Annotated in this window: 15 protein-coding genes; 8 read left to right on the top strand and 7 right to left on the bottom strand. The window is 59.7% G+C overall.

Annotation, left to right across the window (positions count from 1 at the left end; translation table 11 throughout):
- Window positions 1-250: 250 nt before the first annotated feature.
- Both HB393_RS04495 and HB393_RS04490 read left to right on the top strand, forming a co-directional pair.
- On the top strand, window positions 251-1,072 hold the full coding sequence (locus HB393_RS04495; protein WP_213803948.1) for a fumarylacetoacetate hydrolase family protein: 822 nt from the start codon (window positions 251-253) through the stop codon (window positions 1,070-1,072).
- Between the two features lie 133 nt (window positions 1,073-1,205).
- Entirely contained in the window at window positions 1,206-2,198 is a 993-nt protein-coding gene (locus HB393_RS04490; protein WP_213803947.1) for a transaldolase, read from the top strand.
- Between the two features lie 218 nt (window positions 2,199-2,416).
- Here the strand turns inward: HB393_RS04490 and hslU are convergent, their stop codons facing one another.
- From hslU to HB393_RS04475, 3 genes are all read right to left on the bottom strand, one after another.
- The gene (gene hslU, locus HB393_RS04485) at window positions 2,417-4,021 is read right to left on the bottom strand and encodes an ATP-dependent protease ATPase subunit HslU (protein ID WP_213803946.1); all 1,605 of its coding nucleotides are present in this window, start codon (window positions 4,019-4,021) and stop codon (window positions 2,417-2,419) included.
- A gap of 66 nt (window positions 4,022-4,087) precedes the next feature.
- The gene (hslV, locus tag HB393_RS04480; protein WP_345945026.1) at window positions 4,088-4,759 is read right to left on the bottom strand and encodes an ATP-dependent protease subunit HslV; all 672 of its coding nucleotides are present in this window, start codon (window positions 4,757-4,759) and stop codon (window positions 4,088-4,090) included.
- Window positions 4,760-4,830: 71 nt separating this feature from the next.
- On the bottom strand, window positions 4,831-5,325 hold the full coding sequence (locus tag HB393_RS04475; RefSeq protein ID WP_213803945.1) for an Lrp/AsnC family transcriptional regulator: 495 nt from the start codon (window positions 5,323-5,325) through the stop codon (window positions 4,831-4,833).
- 49 nt (window positions 5,326-5,374) lie between these two features.
- Between HB393_RS04475 and HB393_RS04470 the strand changes: the two genes are divergently transcribed.
- The 4 genes from HB393_RS04470 (at window position 5,375) to HB393_RS04455 (ending at window position 8,695) form a co-directional block, all read left to right on the top strand.
- Window positions 5,375-6,556 carry an MFS transporter gene (locus tag HB393_RS04470; RefSeq protein WP_213803944.1) on the top strand — a complete coding sequence of 394 codons (1,182 nt, stop codon included), beginning with the start codon at window positions 5,375-5,377 and terminating at the stop codon, window positions 6,554-6,556.
- 24 nt (window positions 6,557-6,580) lie between these two features.
- The gene (locus tag HB393_RS04465) at window positions 6,581-7,042 is read left to right on the top strand and encodes a DUF2000 domain-containing protein (protein WP_213803943.1); all 462 of its coding nucleotides are present in this window, start codon (window positions 6,581-6,583) and stop codon (window positions 7,040-7,042) included.
- A 112-nt stretch (window positions 7,043-7,154) separates the two neighbouring features.
- The gene (locus tag HB393_RS04460) at window positions 7,155-7,691 is read left to right on the top strand and encodes a hypothetical protein (RefSeq protein WP_213803942.1); all 537 of its coding nucleotides are present in this window, start codon (window positions 7,155-7,157) and stop codon (window positions 7,689-7,691) included.
- 56 nt (window positions 7,692-7,747) lie between these two features.
- Entirely contained in the window at window positions 7,748-8,695 is a 948-nt protein-coding gene (locus tag HB393_RS04455) for a cation diffusion facilitator family transporter (RefSeq protein WP_213803941.1), read from the top strand.
- A 480-nt stretch (window positions 8,696-9,175) separates the two neighbouring features.
- Here the strand turns inward: HB393_RS04455 and HB393_RS04450 are convergent, their stop codons facing one another.
- Complete coding sequence (locus HB393_RS04450; protein WP_213803940.1) at window positions 9,176-9,601, bottom strand: OsmC family protein; 426 nt, start codon at window positions 9,599-9,601, stop codon at window positions 9,176-9,178.
- Window positions 9,602-9,783: 182 nt separating this feature from the next.
- Here HB393_RS04450 and HB393_RS04445 point away from each other — a divergent pair, with 182 nt between their 5' ends.
- On the top strand, window positions 9,784-11,883 hold the full coding sequence (locus HB393_RS04445; protein ID WP_213803939.1) for an ATP-dependent DNA ligase: 2,100 nt from the start codon (window positions 9,784-9,786) through the stop codon (window positions 11,881-11,883).
- Window positions 11,884-11,928: 45 nt separating this feature from the next.
- Here HB393_RS04445 and HB393_RS04440 read toward each other — a convergent pair whose 3' ends face one another.
- On the bottom strand, window positions 11,929-12,435 hold the full coding sequence (locus HB393_RS04440; protein ID WP_213803938.1) for a PEP-CTERM sorting domain-containing protein: 507 nt from the start codon (window positions 12,433-12,435) through the stop codon (window positions 11,929-11,931).
- 219 nt (window positions 12,436-12,654) lie between these two features.
- On the opposite strand from HB393_RS04440, the gene HB393_RS04435 reads away from it, so the two are divergent.
- Window positions 12,655-13,689 (top strand): aldo/keto reductase, encoded by a 1,035-nt coding sequence (locus HB393_RS04435; protein WP_213803937.1) that lies wholly within the window; start codon window positions 12,655-12,657, stop codon window positions 13,687-13,689.
- A gap of 78 nt (window positions 13,690-13,767) precedes the next feature.
- Here HB393_RS04435 and HB393_RS04430 read toward each other — a convergent pair whose 3' ends face one another.
- Together HB393_RS04430 and HB393_RS04425 are read right to left on the bottom strand one after the other, a co-directional pair.
- Window positions 13,768-14,406, bottom strand: coding sequence for a LysE family transporter (locus HB393_RS04430; protein WP_213803936.1), 639 nt, complete (start codon window positions 14,404-14,406; stop codon window positions 13,768-13,770).
- Between the two features lie 39 nt (window positions 14,407-14,445).
- Entirely contained in the window at window positions 14,446-16,098 is a 1,653-nt protein-coding gene (locus tag HB393_RS04425; RefSeq protein ID WP_213803935.1) for a DHA2 family efflux MFS transporter permease subunit, read from the bottom strand.
- Between the last annotated feature and the right edge of the window lie 10 nt (window positions 16,099-16,108).

Genomic DNA, 16,108 nt, shown 5'->3' with positions numbered 1-16,108 from the left:
TCCCCAACCCGCCAAAGTGCCCGAGCGAAGGGGCCCTCTTACCAAGAGCCCTCTTCAGTCAGCCAAGTTTGATACATTCGTCACACCGATTTTTACGCCCATTCCCCTTTTCAAGGCGTTTCCGGACGGCAAGTGTATTCTTGGCCATAATCACCGTCAACTTCATTGCGACATCTTCCCACCAAAATCACATGTCAATCCCCAAAACCACCTAACCCCCTAAAAACAGGAGGCCAAGACAAAGAAGACCATGCGCTACTGCCGATTCCAATCCGACTCCACCACCGCCTACGCCGCCATCGAAGACCGCGCAGGCACCCTCTGGGCGACCCGCCTCCTCACTCCCAACGAGGTCCCCGCCGAAGACCTCGCCGCCACCCGCCTCCCCGGCCCCTTCCAGCCCCAGCCTTTGTCGGCTCTTCCCCTCCTACCCCCGGTCACTCCCTCCAAAATCCTCTGCATCGGCCGCAACTATAAAGATCACGCCGCCGAACTAGGCAACGAGCTCCCCAAAGAGCCGCTCCTCTTCCTAAAGCCACCCTCTTCCCTCCTCGCCCCCGGCGGAACCATCCTCCTCCCCAGCCTCTCCAGCCGCGTCGACTACGAGGGCGAGCTCGCCATCGTCATCGGCCGCCGCTGCCGCCATCTCGGCCCCAACGAGGACGTCCGCCCCTACATCCGCGGCTACACCCTGGTCAACGACGTCACCGCCCGCGACCTCCAGAAGTCCGACGGCCAGTGGACCCGCGGCAAAGGCTTCGACACCTTCTGCCCCACCGGCCCCCTTGTATCCAACGAGATCGACCCCATCGAAGCTCCCGTCACCCTCACCACCCGCCTCAACGGAAAGATCGTCCAGCAAGCTTCCACCGCCGACCTCATCTTCTCTATCCCCCATCTCCTCCGCTACATCACTGCCGCCATCACCCTCGAACCCGGCGACCTCATTCCCACCGGAACTCCCGCCGGCGTAGGCTCCCTCAGCCCCGGAGACCGCATCCAAGTAGAGATCGCTGGCCTCAGCATCCTCGAAAACACCGCAGCAGCCGAGGAAAACCCAGCCGCACTATAAAGAGTTTCACCCGTTTGTATTCCCAGGCCGCAGCGGACTATCCTAAACTTGAAGAGATTTCACGAGAGCCACCATCTCTCCAAACGAGACATTCCGTGAATCGGCACGATTCACCACAAGGAGCAACAACACCATGGCATCGTTACTCGAACAGCTTCGTAGCATGACCACCGTCGTCTCCGACACCGGAGACATCAACGCGATCAAGCAGTACAAGCCGCAGGACTCCACCACCAATCCTTCGCTCATCGCCACCGCCGCTGGAATGCCCGAGTATCAGTCCATCGTCGACGACGTCCTCAAGCAGGCCCGCGACAGCGCAGGAGACAAGGCGACCGACAAAGAGGTCGCAGCCTACGCCTTCAAGACCCTCGCCGTAGCCTTCGGCCGCAAGATCCTCGAAATCATCCCCGGCCGCGTCTCCACCGAGGTCGACGCCCGCATCTCCTACGACTCTGAGAAGTCCATCGAGACCGCCCGCGACATCATCTCGCAGTACGAGAAGGCCGGCATCTCTCGCGAGCGCGTCCTCATCAAGCTCGCCTCCACCTGGGAAGGCATCAAGGCCGCCGAGCAGCTTGAGAAGGAAGGCATCCACTGCAACATGACCCTCCTCTTCGGCCTCCACCAGGCCGTCGCCTGCGCCGAAGCCAAGGTCACCCTCATCTCCCCCTTCGTCGGGCGCATCCTTGACTGGTACAAGAAGGACACCGGCAAAGACTACGTAGGAGCCGAAGACCCCGGCGTCCAGTCCGTCACCACCATCTACAACTACTACAAGAAGTTCGGCTACAAGACCGTCGTCATGGGAGCCAGCTTCCGCAACATCGGTGAGATCACCGAGCTCGCTGGCTGTGACCTCCTCACCATCGCCCCCAAGCTCCTCGCCGAGCTCGAGTCCACCCAGGGCGAACTGCCCCGCAAGCTCGACCCCGCCCACGCAGCCTCCCTGGACATCAAGAAGATCCCCATGGACAAGGAGACCTTCGAGAAGCTGCACGCCGAAGACCGCATGGCCCACGACAAGCTCAAGGAAGGCATCGAAGGCTTCTCCAAGGCCCTAGAAGACCTCGAAAAGCTCCTCGCCAAGCGCCTCAGCGAGCTAAGCCAAACCGTCAACGCATAAAAACCAACGCCTAAAAGTCAGCACAGAAAAGCCAGCAGAGAAAAGCAGCACAGAAAGAACAACCCAGAAATTGTCATCCTGAGCGAAGCCACTCGCAGTCTCACCGCGAGTGGCGCAGTCGAAGGACCTGCGGTTGTCTTCTTCCACCCTCGCACAAACATCGCAACAAATAAGCAGGGCGGCCAAATAGGCCGCCCTGCTTATTGCTTCAACACAAGTTACAAAATATAACGACTCAAATCCTGGTCCTTCACAATCGAAGCCACCTGCTGCCGCACATACTCCGGATCGACCACGATCACCTTCTCCGTCGTCCCATCTTCCTTCTTCCGCTCGATCACCGGAAGCGGAGGCGAAGGCACTTGTGGCTCTGAAGTCAGCGAAGCCGAAACCCCAATCTCGCCGACCACACCCTCCTCGGTCATCTCCGCCCTCGGACTCTTGAACAGGTCCGGAGCCTGGAAGCTAATCTCATCCAGCACCCGCTCCAGAATGGTATGCAGCCTCCGCGCCCCAATATTCTCCGTCGTCTCGTTCACGCGAAAGGCAAACTGCGCCATCTCCTGAATCGCTTCCTTGGTGAACTCCAGCTTCAGCCCTTCCGTCTCCAGCAGCGCAGTCGACTGCTTCACCAGCGAAGACTTCGGCTCCGTCAGAATCCGTACAAAGTCATTCACCGTCAGCGACTGCAACTCCACCCGAATCGGAAACCGCCCTTGCAGCTCCGGAATCAGGTCGCTCGGCTTCGACACATGGAACGCTCCAGCCGCGATAAACAGGATGTGATCCGTAGAAACCATCCCATATTTCGTACTGACCGTCGTCCCTTCCACGATCGGCAGAATATCCCGCTGAACACCCTCGCGGCTCACATCCGGTCCATGACCGCCCTCGCGTCCGGCGATCTTGTCGATCTCATCCAGGAACACCATTCCCGAGTCCTCAACCCGCTCCACCGCCAGCCGAGTCACCTGATCCATATCGATCAACCGACTCTCTTCCTCCTGCACCAGATACTCGAACGCCTCCGCAACCTTCATCTTCCGCTTCTTCGTCCGCTGCCCGAACAGCCCCGGAAGCATGTCCTTCAGGTTGATGTCCATCTCCTCCGAGCCCTGGTTCGTGATCACCTCGAAGCTCGGCTGATTCCGGTCGCGCACATCCAGCTCTACAGTCCGCTCATCCAGCTTGCCCTCACGAAACTGCTGTCTCAGCTTCTCCCGCGTACGGTCATGGCTGCTCTGATCCGCACTCTTGCTCTCCGGCGAGCTCTCATCCGACACCGCAACCGGCAGCTCGATCAGGTTGCTCGTCTCCTGCGAGATCGGCGTCACTCCCGGCGCAGGCGGCGTCACCCCCGGAGTAGGCGGCAGCAGCAGATCCAGCAGACGATCCTCCGCCGCCAGCTCCGCCTTATCCTCCACCTCTTCCATCTTCTCTTCCCGAACCATGTCGATCGCGATCTCCACCAGATCCCGCACAATCGACTCCACATCCCGCCCGACATACCCAACCTCGGTAAACTTCGAGGCCTCCACCTTCAGGAACGGCGAGTTCGTCAGCTTCGCCAACCGCCGCGCAATCTCCGTCTTGCCAACGCCCGTCGGCCCAATCATGATGATGTTCTTCGGCATGATCTCGTCCGCCAGCTCCGGCGAGAGCTTCTGCCGCCGCATCCGGTTCCGCAGCGCAATCGCCACGGCTCGCTTCGCCGCATGCTGCCCTACGACGTACTTATCCAGCTCCATCACGATCTCTCGCGGAGTCATCTCATCCAGCGCCAGCGCCTGATCGTCCGCAGTTCCCGGTAAAAAAATTGCCATAATTCCTACTCTTTCTTGCGAACTCTTCACTCCGAACCCGTTGCAGTGAGCAACCTGCACTCACGCCTACAAGCTCGTCATCGGCTCCGCCTTCAACTCTTCAATCATGATCTGGTCATTCGTATAAATGCAGATCTGTCCCGCAATCCTAAGACTCTTCTCCGCGATCTCTCGCGCGCTCAAATCCGTGTTTTCCATCAGAGCCCGGGCACTCGCCAGCGCATAGCTTCCGCCGCTTCCAATCGTCGCGATCCCCTCATCCGGATCGATCACATCGCCGGTCCCGCTCAACAAAAACGTCTGCTTCGCATCCGTCACAATCAGCAGAGCCTCAAGCTGCCGCAGCATCTTGTCCGTCCGCCAGTCCTTGGCCAACTCCACCGCCGCCCGTCCGAGATTCCCCGCATACTGCTCCAGCTTCGTCTCGAACCGCGCAAACAAGCTGAACGCATCCGCCGTCGACCCGGCAAACCCCGCCAGCACCTTGTCGTTGTACAGCTTGCGAATCTTCTTCGCCGTACCCTTCATCACCGTCGCACCCAGAGACACCTGGCCATCCGCGGCCATCACCACCGAGTCCCCCCGGCGCACGCAGATCACAGTGGTCGACCGAATCCGCCTTCCCTCCCCCAGATCCAGGGGATGGGCCAAAGGAATCGCAGCCACCTTACGGTCAGAACGGTCAGAGAATGTCGTAGACGAATTTGCAAGCAGAGAAGAAGAAAAGGACGGCTTCATGGGCACCTATCAGTATATCGCCTATCGCGCCCAGCCCAGCCCTCGGCGCGCCCTTCCCGCAGAGATGCGAATCAAAGGATCGGGCTAGGGCCCCTCTCCAGATAAGTAGAAAGAGCGATATAACTCCGAGTCCCCTCGAAACCCTCAATCTGGTAAATGCGGCCCAGCAAATCCTCAAGCGACTGCGTATCGCGCGTCCGCACCTTCAGCAACATGGCGCTATCCCCCGTAACCGTATGAATCTCCTCAATGTCCGGCAGATCGGCGAGTTGGATAAGTTGACGAGTCACAGCCCAGCTCTTCGTATCGACATGAACGAACGCCAGCAGCGGACGGCCAATCTTGCCCCCATCCAGCAAAGCGATCGTCGCCTTGATCACGCCCTCCTGCTTCAGCCGCTTCGCACGTTCATGAACGGCAGGCGCAGAAAGATGAAGAATCTTGCCCAGTTCGGAGTAGCTGCGGGTGGAATCCTCCGCCAGCAAGGCTAATAACTTTCGATCCGTATCGTCCAACTTGGCCGCACCAATTGGCCTGCGTTGAACCCCATTCGAAGTTTCATTCATCTTCAGATATTCCTCCTTATTTTCTAATTTTATAAGACATACTCGCTAAATGAGTGAACACCATCAATCAAACTCGTCGATTATCATCGAAACATCAATTTTGATGCTCACCGTCGGGGTCGTCGGTTCGAACGGCTTGATGCTCAGCCCCATCCTCTCCGACGTGGCGCACTCGCTCCATGCCAACACCCTCTCCATTGCCCGGGTCATCTCCTCCTACGGAGGCGGCACAGCCGCATCCGCTCTCTTCCTTGCTCCGCTCATCGACCGGATCGGCGCAAAGCGATCCCTCCTCCTCGGCGCCGCCGCTCTCTTCGTGGCGACGCTGGCCAGCGCCTTCGCCACTCATCCGTATCTGCTCGCCGCCGCGCAGCTTCTAGCGGGCCTCGGCGCAGGTTTGATCCTGCCCTCCTGCTACGCCATGGCAACCGTAATCGCCAAACCCGGCGAAGAGGCTCGGTCGCTCGGACGCGTGCTCATAGGCTGGTCCTTGTCCCTCGTGGCCGGCATCCCCATCTCGGCACTCATCGCCCAGAGGTTCGGATGGCGCTTCTCCTACCTCGCCCTGGCCGCATGCGCCGCCCTCGCAGCCGTGGGAATCTGGCAACTACCCAACCAAGCACCTGCGACTGAACCAACACGCCGTCGAACCAACATCCTCGCCCCGCTCCGCTATCCAGGCGTCGCGGTAGGATTGGCTCTCTGTCTCGCCTGCACCGGAGCCTTCTACGGCGTCTACGCGTTTCTAGGCGATCAGGTACGCCACACCTTGGGGATCTCCGCTGGCAAGGCCGGCATCATCGTGCTGACCTATGGCATAGGCTTTGGGCTCGGAGCCATCGCCAACCGCTTCGTAGACCGCATCGGAACCCGTGTCCTCTTTCCGCTCGCCTTCCTGGGCAGCGCCGTCGTCTACGTCCTGATGGCCTTCTCCACCCACAACTTCACCGCAATCCTCACCGTAGCGGTCCTCTGGGGAATCGCTGCTCATCTCTGCCTCAACATGATCGTCCTCTTGCTCTCCCGCGCCAGGCCCACGGAACGGGGAGCGATCCTCGGACTCAACAGCGCGACAACCTACCTCGGAGCCATGTTCGGCACAGCCCTGGCCGGAGCCATCTACACCAGGGCAGGCTTCAAGACCCTCTCCCTCGTCGCCGCCGGTCTACAAATCCTGGCCGCGGCGCTTCTGAAGCTCGTCCCGCCGCAGCCGACCCCGCTACCCAATTAGGCTCGACACCCGAAAGGAGACGACATGCCCAGCATGAACGCAGAAGCCCAAACATCCTTGATCGCCCCTCCAAGACCCATATCCGCGAAGTGCGTCATCATCGTGGATCAGAGCCTGCCGACAGGCCTCATGGCCAACGCCGTAGCCGTGCTCGGCGTCTCCATCGGCGGCCATGAGTCAGCCATCCTCGGCCCCACGCCGGTCGATGCCTCCGGACAGCAGCACTCCAGCCTCGTATCGATTCCCATGCCCATCCTGGCTGCCTCCTCGACAGAGCTCTCGCGGCTGCACCTCCGGGCCAGCAACGTCCAGGAGCTCTCCCTCTTTGCATTCTCCCGGCTTGCGCAGTACTGCCGCACCTACGACGACTACCTCGACCGCATGGCCGCCACCACCGCCGACGCATTGGAGTACGTCGCCCTCGCTCTCTACGGCCCGGCTCATCTCATCAATCAGCTCACCGGAAACCTGAAGCTGGTGCGTTGACTCCACCCGTCTCCATGGCGCGCCATGCATCTCATGGAACTCTTCGCAGCCCTCTGCCTCCCGCACCCGCCTGCGATACGCTATTCTTCTCGCCAGAGACCTTCATCGAACCGTGTTTCCGGACATTCCAACCCATCTGCCGCTCTTCCTCCGGTCCCCCCGGAACATCCTGGCCGTGGGCTTCGGAATCGCGGTCGCCGCCGGCGTCACCAGCTACGTCCTCACCCGCCGACAGCCCACCCCCGACGAGATCGAACGCGCCCGCCGCGACCTCCTCGCCCTCACCGGCCGCATCACCGACGGCAGCATCACCGAGACCCAGTGGCTCATCGCCTCCGGCGACTCCACGCCGTCGGACGTACCCGCAGTCCTCGTCTATAGCTACGTCATCGCCGGCGTCACCTACGAGTGCGCCCAGGACGTCAGCGCCCTCGAAGAGCACGTCCGTCACGTCCGCGTGGACCTTCCCATCCAGGTCCGCTTCGACCCCCGCAACCCCGCCAACAGCATCGTCGTCGCCGAAAGTTGGAGCGGCCTGCGCCTCGGAGCCTCCTACCCGCCGGGCGCGGCTCATCCCGACCCCCTCGCCCCGCATCTGCCCCCCGCCTCTCAGCCCAACCGGCAATCTACCCCACACTCCCACGCATAATCGCCAAAACTATCCTCCAAATCAGGGTTTAGCTCCATAAGGTCTAAAATAGTCTTATGCACATGGTCGCCACTCCGAACCGGAAGATGCAACGCGTCCTCCAGATCTCCATGGCGCTCACCGCGACCTACGTCGTCGCGACCTTCTACTTCGGCTTCCGCGCCCACTCCCTCGCGCTCATCTCCGAGGCCGGCCACAACGTCTCCGATCTTCTGGCCATCCTGCTCTCCTTCGTCGCCGTCTACTTCCAGACGCGCCCCGCCACCGCCGAAAAAACCTTCGGCTACCAGCGCGCCGGAGTCCTTGCTGCCTTCGTCAACGCCGTCACCCTCATCGTCCTCTCCGTCTGGATCGCCATTACCGCCATCGAGCGCCTCAGCCACCCGGTCGCCGTCCAGCCCGGCCTCATGATGATGGTCGCGCTCGCCGGAGTTCTGATGAACGGAACCGTCGCCGCCCTCCTCTGGAAGTTCTCCGGAGACGTCAATATCCGCAGCGTCTTCCTGCACATGCTCGGCGACACCCTCTCCACCGCCGCCGTCATCGCCGGCGGCGCAGGCATCCTCTTCACCGGCCTCACCTGGATCGACCCCGCGCTCTCCATCCTCATCGCCGGCATGATCCTCTATAGCTCCTTCGGCATCGTCCGCGAGACCCTCAACATCCTCCTCGAAGGCACCCCGCGCAACCTTCAGCTCGCCAACATCCGCGAAGCCATGCAATCCGTCGACGGAGTCCTCAACGTCCACGACCTCCACGTCTGGTCCCTCGACTCACGCTCCCACGCCCTGGCCAGCCACGTCACCATCGCCGACATGCCCATGTCCGACTGCGGATGCATCCTCGAAGGCATCAACAAGACCCTTCGCAACAGCTTCCATATCACCCACACCACCATCCAGTTCGAGACCAAGGGCTGCGAGACCACCCACGGCTGCTCCGCCCCGCCCGAGCTGGAAGCCGTCGGCGCCCACCATCACCACGGCCACAGCCACGCGCACTAACAACAGTAGAAACAGAGCTTTACACCCACCTCCTCAGCAATACCCCAGCAAAAGCCATGTCAAGCCCCAAATCCACGTAACTCGCTTCCCATCAGCGAGATCCAAGTGGCACTTTAGTTATGCTCCCCTCGCTAAAATAGAAGTAGAGAATAAAGAAACAGAAGGTGTCATTCTGACCGCTCAGCGCGGAGAGTCAGAAGCTCTTTACAACTTTGCCCTCCGCAGACCGAAGGCAGCCAGACCGACGATAGGTCGAGTTGCTTTTAGTCAAAATGGCCTGCAAAAGAGCCCAGCGAAGTCCGGGACGAAGCCTAGCGAAATGAAGATTTTGCGCAAAAAGGCGGGGGAGGGGTCCCATCTCCGGGGAAACACACCGGGGCACCCTGCCCATAAGATAGCGCCCGCCGGGAGGGGCGGGCGCTCATCAAGCATGACACTGGCTCAGGACCGTACTAGCAGGGCCCAACCAGGGCTGACAGACTAGACCAGCGAAGCGTCCAGCGTAATCTCCGCCGCCTTCAGCACCCGAGACACTGGGCAACCGACCTCGGCCTTATGCGCCAGCTCATCGAACTTCGCCTTATCGATGTTTGGAACCTTCGCGGTCATCGTCAGATGAATCTTCGTGATCGTCGGAGCTTCCCCGTGCAGGTCGAGCGTCAACACTGCCTTCGTCTCGATCGTGTCCGCCGTGAAGCCTGCCTCGGTCAGCTGCCCGCTGAACGCCATCGTGAAGCAGCCCGCATGCGCCGCTGCGATCAACTCCTCAGGATTGGTCCCCACGCCTTCGGCAAAACGCGCAGCAAAGCTGTACTGCGTCTCCTTCAACGTCCCGCTCTGCGTCGTGATGGTGCCTTTACCCTCTTTTATGCTGCCGTGCCAGACTGCGGTCGCATTACGATCCATCGTTAAATCTCCTTGTGTTAACTGTTGCCCTTCCAACGTACCTCATTCGATGCCTCCTCATAACCAAAAGAGGTTGAAAAAAGGCTGGTCTCGCAAAGCTTCCCTCACGTCTACTACCGGAAACTGCAAATGAAGCATCCACATATTCTGGACCACTCATACTCCCAGGAAAGGCTCTCCCGATGGCTGCGTTTCTGGATCTAGCGGAGTTGGCGCAACGATTGGCAGCCGAAGCGAGCCGCCTCAGGAAGCGCGAAGCGATCGCCACTGCCATCCTGCAGGCGCACAACGACGCTCCACACAGCGAAGACGCCGGATGGTTCGCCCTGTATCTCGCAGGAACCCCCTTCGCCGAAGCCGATTCCCGGAAGCTCAACGCCGGAGGAGCGCTCCTGACCAAGGCTCTCATCGCGGTCTCCCAAGCCACCGACGCAGAGTTGACCGCAGCCTACAGGCGACACGGAGACCTCGGAGCAGCAGCCTTCGACCTCCTGCAATCCATCGCCGCGCCGCAGCCTTCCCTGACCCTCTCGGAGGTCACAGAGGCATTCGCTGCCATGGCAGTCGCGAAGACCACAGCCTCGCGCGCAGGCCATGTAGAACGAATGCTGCGGCTCGCCACCCCACTGGAGGCGAAGTACCTCCTCAAGCTGATGTTGGGAGATATGCGCATCGGCGTGAAGCAGAGCCTGGTGGAAGAGGCCATCGCCGTAGCAGCCTCCCAAGCCTCCTCTCCGGTCTCGGTAGCCGAGGTAAGAAACGCCGTAATGCTGGAGGCAGATCTGGCAAGCGCCGTCCAACGCGCCTTCGGAGGAACCCTCGCAGAGGCGCGAATGCGGCTCTTCCACCCGCTTGGTTTCATGCTCGCCTCCCCAGTCGATAGCCCAGAGGAAGCAGTCGAGCGATTCACCGAGAAACCCGCAGCAACGCCCGCGAAGAAGAAGACGAAGAAGCGGAAGGCAGCGACAGAAGCAGAGACTCAGCTCATAGAAGCTCTGAAGACCGACCCCGAACGAGAGGCGGAGATGAGCGTGGCAGTAGAGGCCGCAGCAGAGAAGCAGGAGAACCGCTCAGGAGATGAGGAAGAGATAGACGCCGAAGCAGAGGAGTTCGTAGATGCTCCGCCGATGGATGTCCTAAGCACAACGGACCTCAGCGACAGCGAAAGCCAAGAAGCTCTGCCCGCAGATCAAGAAAGTAAGCACGAGATCGAAGCGTTCCTGGAGGATAAGTACGACGGAATGCGAGCGCAGGTCCACTGTGGAGATCCGGAACAGCCAGGACGAGTAGCGATCTACTCTCGCAACCGCGAGGACATCACCGAAAGCTTCCCCGAGCTGGAAGAAGCGTTCGCCAAGGTAGACACCGCAGGAACCGGTCCGCTCATTCTCGACGGAGAGATCCTCGGATGGGATCTGAAGGAGGCGCGCGCGCTTCCCTTTGCCGTTCTGGGCCAGAGGATCGGCCGGAAACGAGTCTCGAACGAGTGGCGACAGACCATTCCCGTAGTCTTCATGGCCTTCGACCTGATGTACGTCGATGGCGCCCTCGCACTGGACTGGCCGCTACGCGACAGGCGAAACAAGCTCGAAACGGTGGTCGAGAGACTGGTCGAGATCACGCGCTCGCCCCTGGCAGTCGATGAGCGCAAGAGAGGAGCACAAGGGCTGATGTTTGCAGAGGCGGAAGACGCCGGAGTAGACCGCCTCATGATCTCGCCCTCGCGCCTGGTAGAGAGCGCAGAGGATATCGACCGAGCCTATGCAGACGCCAGAGCCAGGGCGAACGAAGGCGTCATGCTGAAGGCAGCAGGATCGATCTATCAGCCCGGAAGGCGCGGCCTGGCATGGGTGAAGCTGAAGCGCGAGCTCGCAACGCTGGATGTGGTGGTGACAGGAGCGGAGTTCGGCCATGGCCGAAGAGCAGGAATCCTAAGCGACTACACCTTCGCGGTCCGCGCAGCCGAGGGCAAGCTGCTGAACGTAGGAAAGGCATACTCCGGTCTGACAGATGCGGAGATCGCAGAGATGAGCGCCTGGATGATGGAACACACCCTCGAAGATCAAGGGTACTTCCGAACCGTAGAGCCGCTTATGGTGCTGGAAGTCGCCTTCAACAACATCATGCGGAGCGAACGTCACGCCAGCGGCTTTGCACTGCGGTTTCCACGAATCATGCGGATCCGCACGGACAAACCGGTAGAGGAGATCGATACGGTCGAGCGGGTGGAAGAGGTCTACCAGTCCCAGGTGGATAAACCAGTGGAAGCAGTCACGCAATAAAAAGAGCCGCCCGGTTAGGCGGCTCTCTTAGTTGCAGCATTTCAGTTAGCTGAAAAACTTGCGGCGTGCAGCTCCAGCGGCTCCGATCAAACCAGTTCCCATCATGAGCAGCGTGGATGGCTCGGGAACGGTGCTCGGATCGCCCACAGGTCCACCAACTGGTCCGCAGAAGAGACCGTTGCTGTCCAGAAGCGTGTAACTGACCAGGCCAGGAGTAGCCAGCGAGAAGACGGTCAGCGTGCCAACCGAGAAAGGAACCTTCCTGCTGTACTCGGTCGAGAAGATCGATCCGACGGCGACCGAGTCGGAGTCGAAGATCACGCTGAAGTCCTTGTCGAGGGGACCGCTCAGGACGGCGTTCGTTACATCGGTGAGGTTGGACAGAAGAAATCCACTGAAAAAGAAGGTAGCGCTGTGTTCATCGAACGTAATCGCGTAGCTGTAGCTGTGATTGGCAGCGTTGTAGGACTCAAGCGAGATGGAGTCGGCTTTGGCGAGTGGAGTAAGAACCAGGGCAAGGGCAAGTGCGAAGAGAGCATAAAGCTTTCTCATTTGTAACTCCAGGAGATTGGAAATGACTGCTTGCCCTGCTTCCAAAGCAATTTGTGCGCCACTTGCATTTCATGTTCTATCAATGACTTAGCGGCACGCCCAAACCAAGGTGCGCAATTTTTTGCATGTTGTCTAGGTATAGCGAAGGAGATTTATGATGTCCCAACCAGATTGATAGACAATTCGATATATCTGATATGCAACAAACAGGAGAAAGACATGGAATACAGGCAGCTCGGTAGGTCAGGGTTAAAGGTGCCGGAGCTTTGCTTCGGAGCAGGAACGTTTGGGACCTCCGGCGAGTTCTTCCAGGCATGGGGAGTAACCTCCGACGACGAAGCAAGGAAGATCGTCGATATCTGCATGGAAGCAGGGGTGAACTTCTTCGATACGGCAGATGTCTACTCGAAGGGCGGAAGCGAGACAGCCCTGGGCAAGGCGCTCGCCCACCTGAAGCGCGAAGATGTCCTTATCTCGACCAAAGCCACCTTCCGCTTTGGAAAAGGACCGAATGATGTGGGATCGAGCCGGTATCACCTCATCCAGTCCTTGGAAGACAGCCTGAAGCGGCTCGGAATGGACTATGTGGACGTCTATCACCTCCACGGATTCGACGCGACGACACCGGTGGAAGAGACCCTGAACTCACTGAACAAGATGGTGAGCGACGGCAAGGTACGTTATATCGCCTGCTCGAACTTCTCGGGTTGGCACCTGATGAAGTCGCTGAGCGTGAGTGAGCGCTACGGATGGTCTCGCTACGTCGGACATCAGGTCTACTACTCCCTGATCGGCCGGGACTACGAGTGGGAGTTGATGCCTCTGGCGCTGGATCAGGGAGTAGGAGCGCTGGTATGGTCTCCGCTCGGCTGGGGAAGACTGACCGGAAAGATTCGTCACGGCCAACCGCTCCCAGCAGGCAGCCGCCTCCAGACCAAGGTCGTGGTGAACGACGGACCGAGACCGGACGAAGAGTATATGTACCGGGTGATCGATGCAATCGACGAGGTCGCGAAGGAGACCGGCAAGACCGTTCCCCAGATCGCACTGAACTGGGTCCTGGGAAGGCCGACCGTCTCTACCGTGATCATAGGAGCTCGGAACGAGGAGCAGTTGAAGGCGAATCTGGCCGCAGTGGGCTGGAAGCTCACGGCAGAACAGATCGCGAAGCTGGACGCAGCGAGCGAGACGGCATTGTCTTACCCCTACTGGCACCAGCGGCAATTCGAAGAACGGAACCCAAGGCCGATCTAACCGAGACGCCGACGTAACGAAACCACGATAAAAGGCCACGGGGAACGACCTCCGTGGCCTTTGTCTTGAACTGCAGGGTTAGTGGGTGCTGGGGTAAGCGGCTCCCCAGAGCAGCTTGAGCCCGAAGAGGAACATAACCGTCCCAACGGTGCGGTCGATGGACGACTTGGCGCGGGCGTAGGTCCTCTGAGCACGCGGCGTGGACAGCAACAGCCCGAGGCTGCCGTTCCAAAGGGTCTCGTTGGCAAAGACGATGGCGATGGCAGTGAATCGAACCCACAGCGGGGTTCCGGGCTTGAGGATCGCGGTGAAGATACTCGCGAAGAAGACCATCACCTTAGGGTTTGCGATATTCGTGCTGAAACCACGTTTAAAGGCGCGGAGAGGCGGAATGTGCGCGGCAACTTCGGTAGAGGGTGGAAGAGGATCGGCGGCATGACGGAAGGACTGAACGCCGATCCACACGAAGTAGAGTCCGCCAGCGAGTTGGAGAAAACGATAGAGTCCGCCGACAGCAGTGAGGATGGCTGAGAGCCCGAAGAGCGTGGCTGCCGCCCAGAGAGCTACCGCCGATCCAAGTCCGAGAACGTGGAGGAAAGTAATGCGGCGTGGGTTGCGAACGGAGGTCTGAACGACGGAGAGGAAGGCGGGCCCGGGACTAGCAACTGCAATGAGATGGACACCAGCAAGCGTAAAAAGAGACCACAGGAATTCCATAGTCGATCATAACAAGGGGCTATGGCGAGGGCTTAGCGACTAGTGTCCAGCGGAAGGGCTGGCATGCTTCGGTGGCCGTGGAATAAAGAAGAGCAGAGGCAACATGCAGGCGCAGAAGATGGCGAGGGAGAGAATGATGTCGAGATAGGCAAGCATTCCCGCCTGACGATGCATCTGGTTGTAGATGTAGGCCTGTGCGGTGTGGACTCCGGGACCGTCCATGATATTGCCTCCGCTGTGACCGCCGAACGAGCCCTTGAGCCTCGAGACCTGATCGATAAAACTCTGATTTCCGCTGGTCAGATTTCGGATCATGTTGGTCTCGTGAGCTGCGGTCCGACGAGTAAGCATGGTAGCGACGAACGCAGTCCCGCAAGAACCGCCGATATTACGCGCCAGGTTGGTGAGGCCGGAGACGTCGTTGTTCTCGGACTGCTTCACCCCGATATAAGCGATCGTATTGATCGGAATGAAGAGGAACGCCAGCCCCGAGGCCTGGAAGATACGCAGCAAGACGAGGTAGCCATAACTGACGCCAAGATTCAGGGAGTGCATCTTGAGCAGCGACGTCGTGAGCAGAAGAAACCCGAAGGCGATGAGCTTGCGAGGATCGACCTTGCCGACCAGAAAGCCCACCACAGGCATCATGGCCATCATCATGAGTCCGGCAGGAGAGAGCACCATTCCGGCAAGCTCGGCGGTATAGCCCAGCAGCGTCTGGACGAACTGTGGAATCAGGATGGTCGAACCGTAGAGGGTAAAGCCAAGGACGAACATCAGGACGAAGCTGATGGCGAAGTTGCGGCGCTTGAAGAGGGTGAGGTTGACGATGGGACGGTTGCCGACGCGAAGTTGCTTGAGCTCCCACCAGATCATGGCAATAAACGCGAGCACCATGGTGACGACAAAGAAGGTGATCAGCTTGGAGGCGAGCCAGTCATCCTCCTGGCCCTTGTCGAGAATGAACTCCAGGGAGCCGAAGGTGAGTCCGAGCAGACCAAAGCCAAGGAAGTCGAGCTTGATACCGCCCTTCTTCGATAGCTCCACCTGCTTCTTGACGTAAGGCGGATCCTCGACGATGCGGCTGGTGAGAAAGAGCGAGACGAGACAGATCGGGACGTTCAGGAAGAAGATCCATCGCCAATCGAAGTTGTCCGTAATATAGCCGCCGAGGGTTGGACCGATGGCAGGCGCAACGACGACTGCAAGGCCATACATGGCGAAGGCCTGACCGCGCTTCTCCGGCGGAAAGGTGTCGGCGAGAATCGCCTGCTCGGAAGGAGCAAGTCCGCCGCCTCCGATACCTTGCAGGATGCGGCAGAAGACCAGGATCGGCAGCGAGGGCGCAAGCCCGCAGAGGGCGGAACTGATGCCGAAGAGCGCAACGCAGATCATGTAGAACTTCTTGCGCCCGATGAAGGTGGTCATATACGCGCCGGCAGGAAGGATGACGGCGTTGGCTACAAGGTATGAGGTGAGGACCCAGGTGGCTTCATCCTGGGTAGCGCCGAGTCCTCCGGCGATGTGTGGCAAGGCGACGTTGGCGATGGAGGAGTCCAGCACCTCCATGAAGGTCGCGAGCGTGACCGTCATGGCGACGATCCACGGGTTGACGCGAGGACGCCAGGGACGCTCAACCACAGGCGCACCAAGAGAGCGAGCGTCGTCCAGTTGGAGGGAAGCTGTAGCCATGAGCTTGTTT

The organism is Granulicella sp. dw_53 (assembly GCF_018449545.1).
Classification (GTDB): Bacteria; Acidobacteriota; Terriglobia; order Terriglobales; family Acidobacteriaceae; genus Edaphobacter.
This window is presented reverse-complemented; position numbering and strand designations above follow the sequence as displayed.

Excerpts from the sequence above, each read along its gene's own strand:
- HB393_RS04495 (WP_213803948.1), top strand. The coding sequence starts at position 251 with ATGCGCTACTGCCGATTCCAATCCGACTCCACCACCGCCTACGCCGCC.
- HB393_RS04490 (WP_213803947.1), top strand. The coding sequence starts at position 1,206 with ATGGCATCGTTACTCGAACAGCTTCGTAGCATGACCACCGTCGTCTCC.
- hslU (WP_213803946.1), bottom strand. The coding sequence starts at position 4,021 with ATGGCAATTTTTTTACCGGGAACTGCGGACGATCAGGCGCTGGCGCTG.
- hslV (WP_345945026.1), bottom strand. The coding sequence starts at position 4,759 with ATGAAGCCGTCCTTTTCTTCTTCTCTGCTTGCAAATTCGTCTACGACA.
- HB393_RS04475 (WP_213803945.1), bottom strand. The coding sequence starts at position 5,325 with ATGAATGAAACTTCGAATGGGGTTCAACGCAGGCCAATTGGTGCGGCC.
- HB393_RS04470 (WP_213803944.1), top strand. The coding sequence starts at position 5,375 with ATGAGTGAACACCATCAATCAAACTCGTCGATTATCATCGAAACATCA.
- HB393_RS04465 (WP_213803943.1), top strand. The coding sequence starts at position 6,581 with ATGCCCAGCATGAACGCAGAAGCCCAAACATCCTTGATCGCCCCTCCA.
- HB393_RS04455 (WP_213803941.1), top strand. The coding sequence starts at position 7,748 with ATGCACATGGTCGCCACTCCGAACCGGAAGATGCAACGCGTCCTCCAG.
- HB393_RS04450 (WP_213803940.1), bottom strand. The coding sequence starts at position 9,601 with ATGGATCGTAATGCGACCGCAGTCTGGCACGGCAGCATAAAAGAGGGT.
- HB393_RS04445 (WP_213803939.1), top strand. The coding sequence starts at position 9,784 with ATGGCTGCGTTTCTGGATCTAGCGGAGTTGGCGCAACGATTGGCAGCC.
- HB393_RS04440 (WP_213803938.1), bottom strand. The coding sequence starts at position 12,435 with ATGAGAAAGCTTTATGCTCTCTTCGCACTTGCCCTTGCCCTGGTTCTT.
- HB393_RS04435 (WP_213803937.1), top strand. The coding sequence starts at position 12,655 with ATGGAATACAGGCAGCTCGGTAGGTCAGGGTTAAAGGTGCCGGAGCTT.
- HB393_RS04430 (WP_213803936.1), bottom strand. The coding sequence starts at position 14,406 with ATGGAATTCCTGTGGTCTCTTTTTACGCTTGCTGGTGTCCATCTCATT.
- HB393_RS04425 (WP_213803935.1), bottom strand. The coding sequence starts at position 16,098 with ATGGCTACAGCTTCCCTCCAACTGGACGACGCTCGCTCTCTTGGTGCG.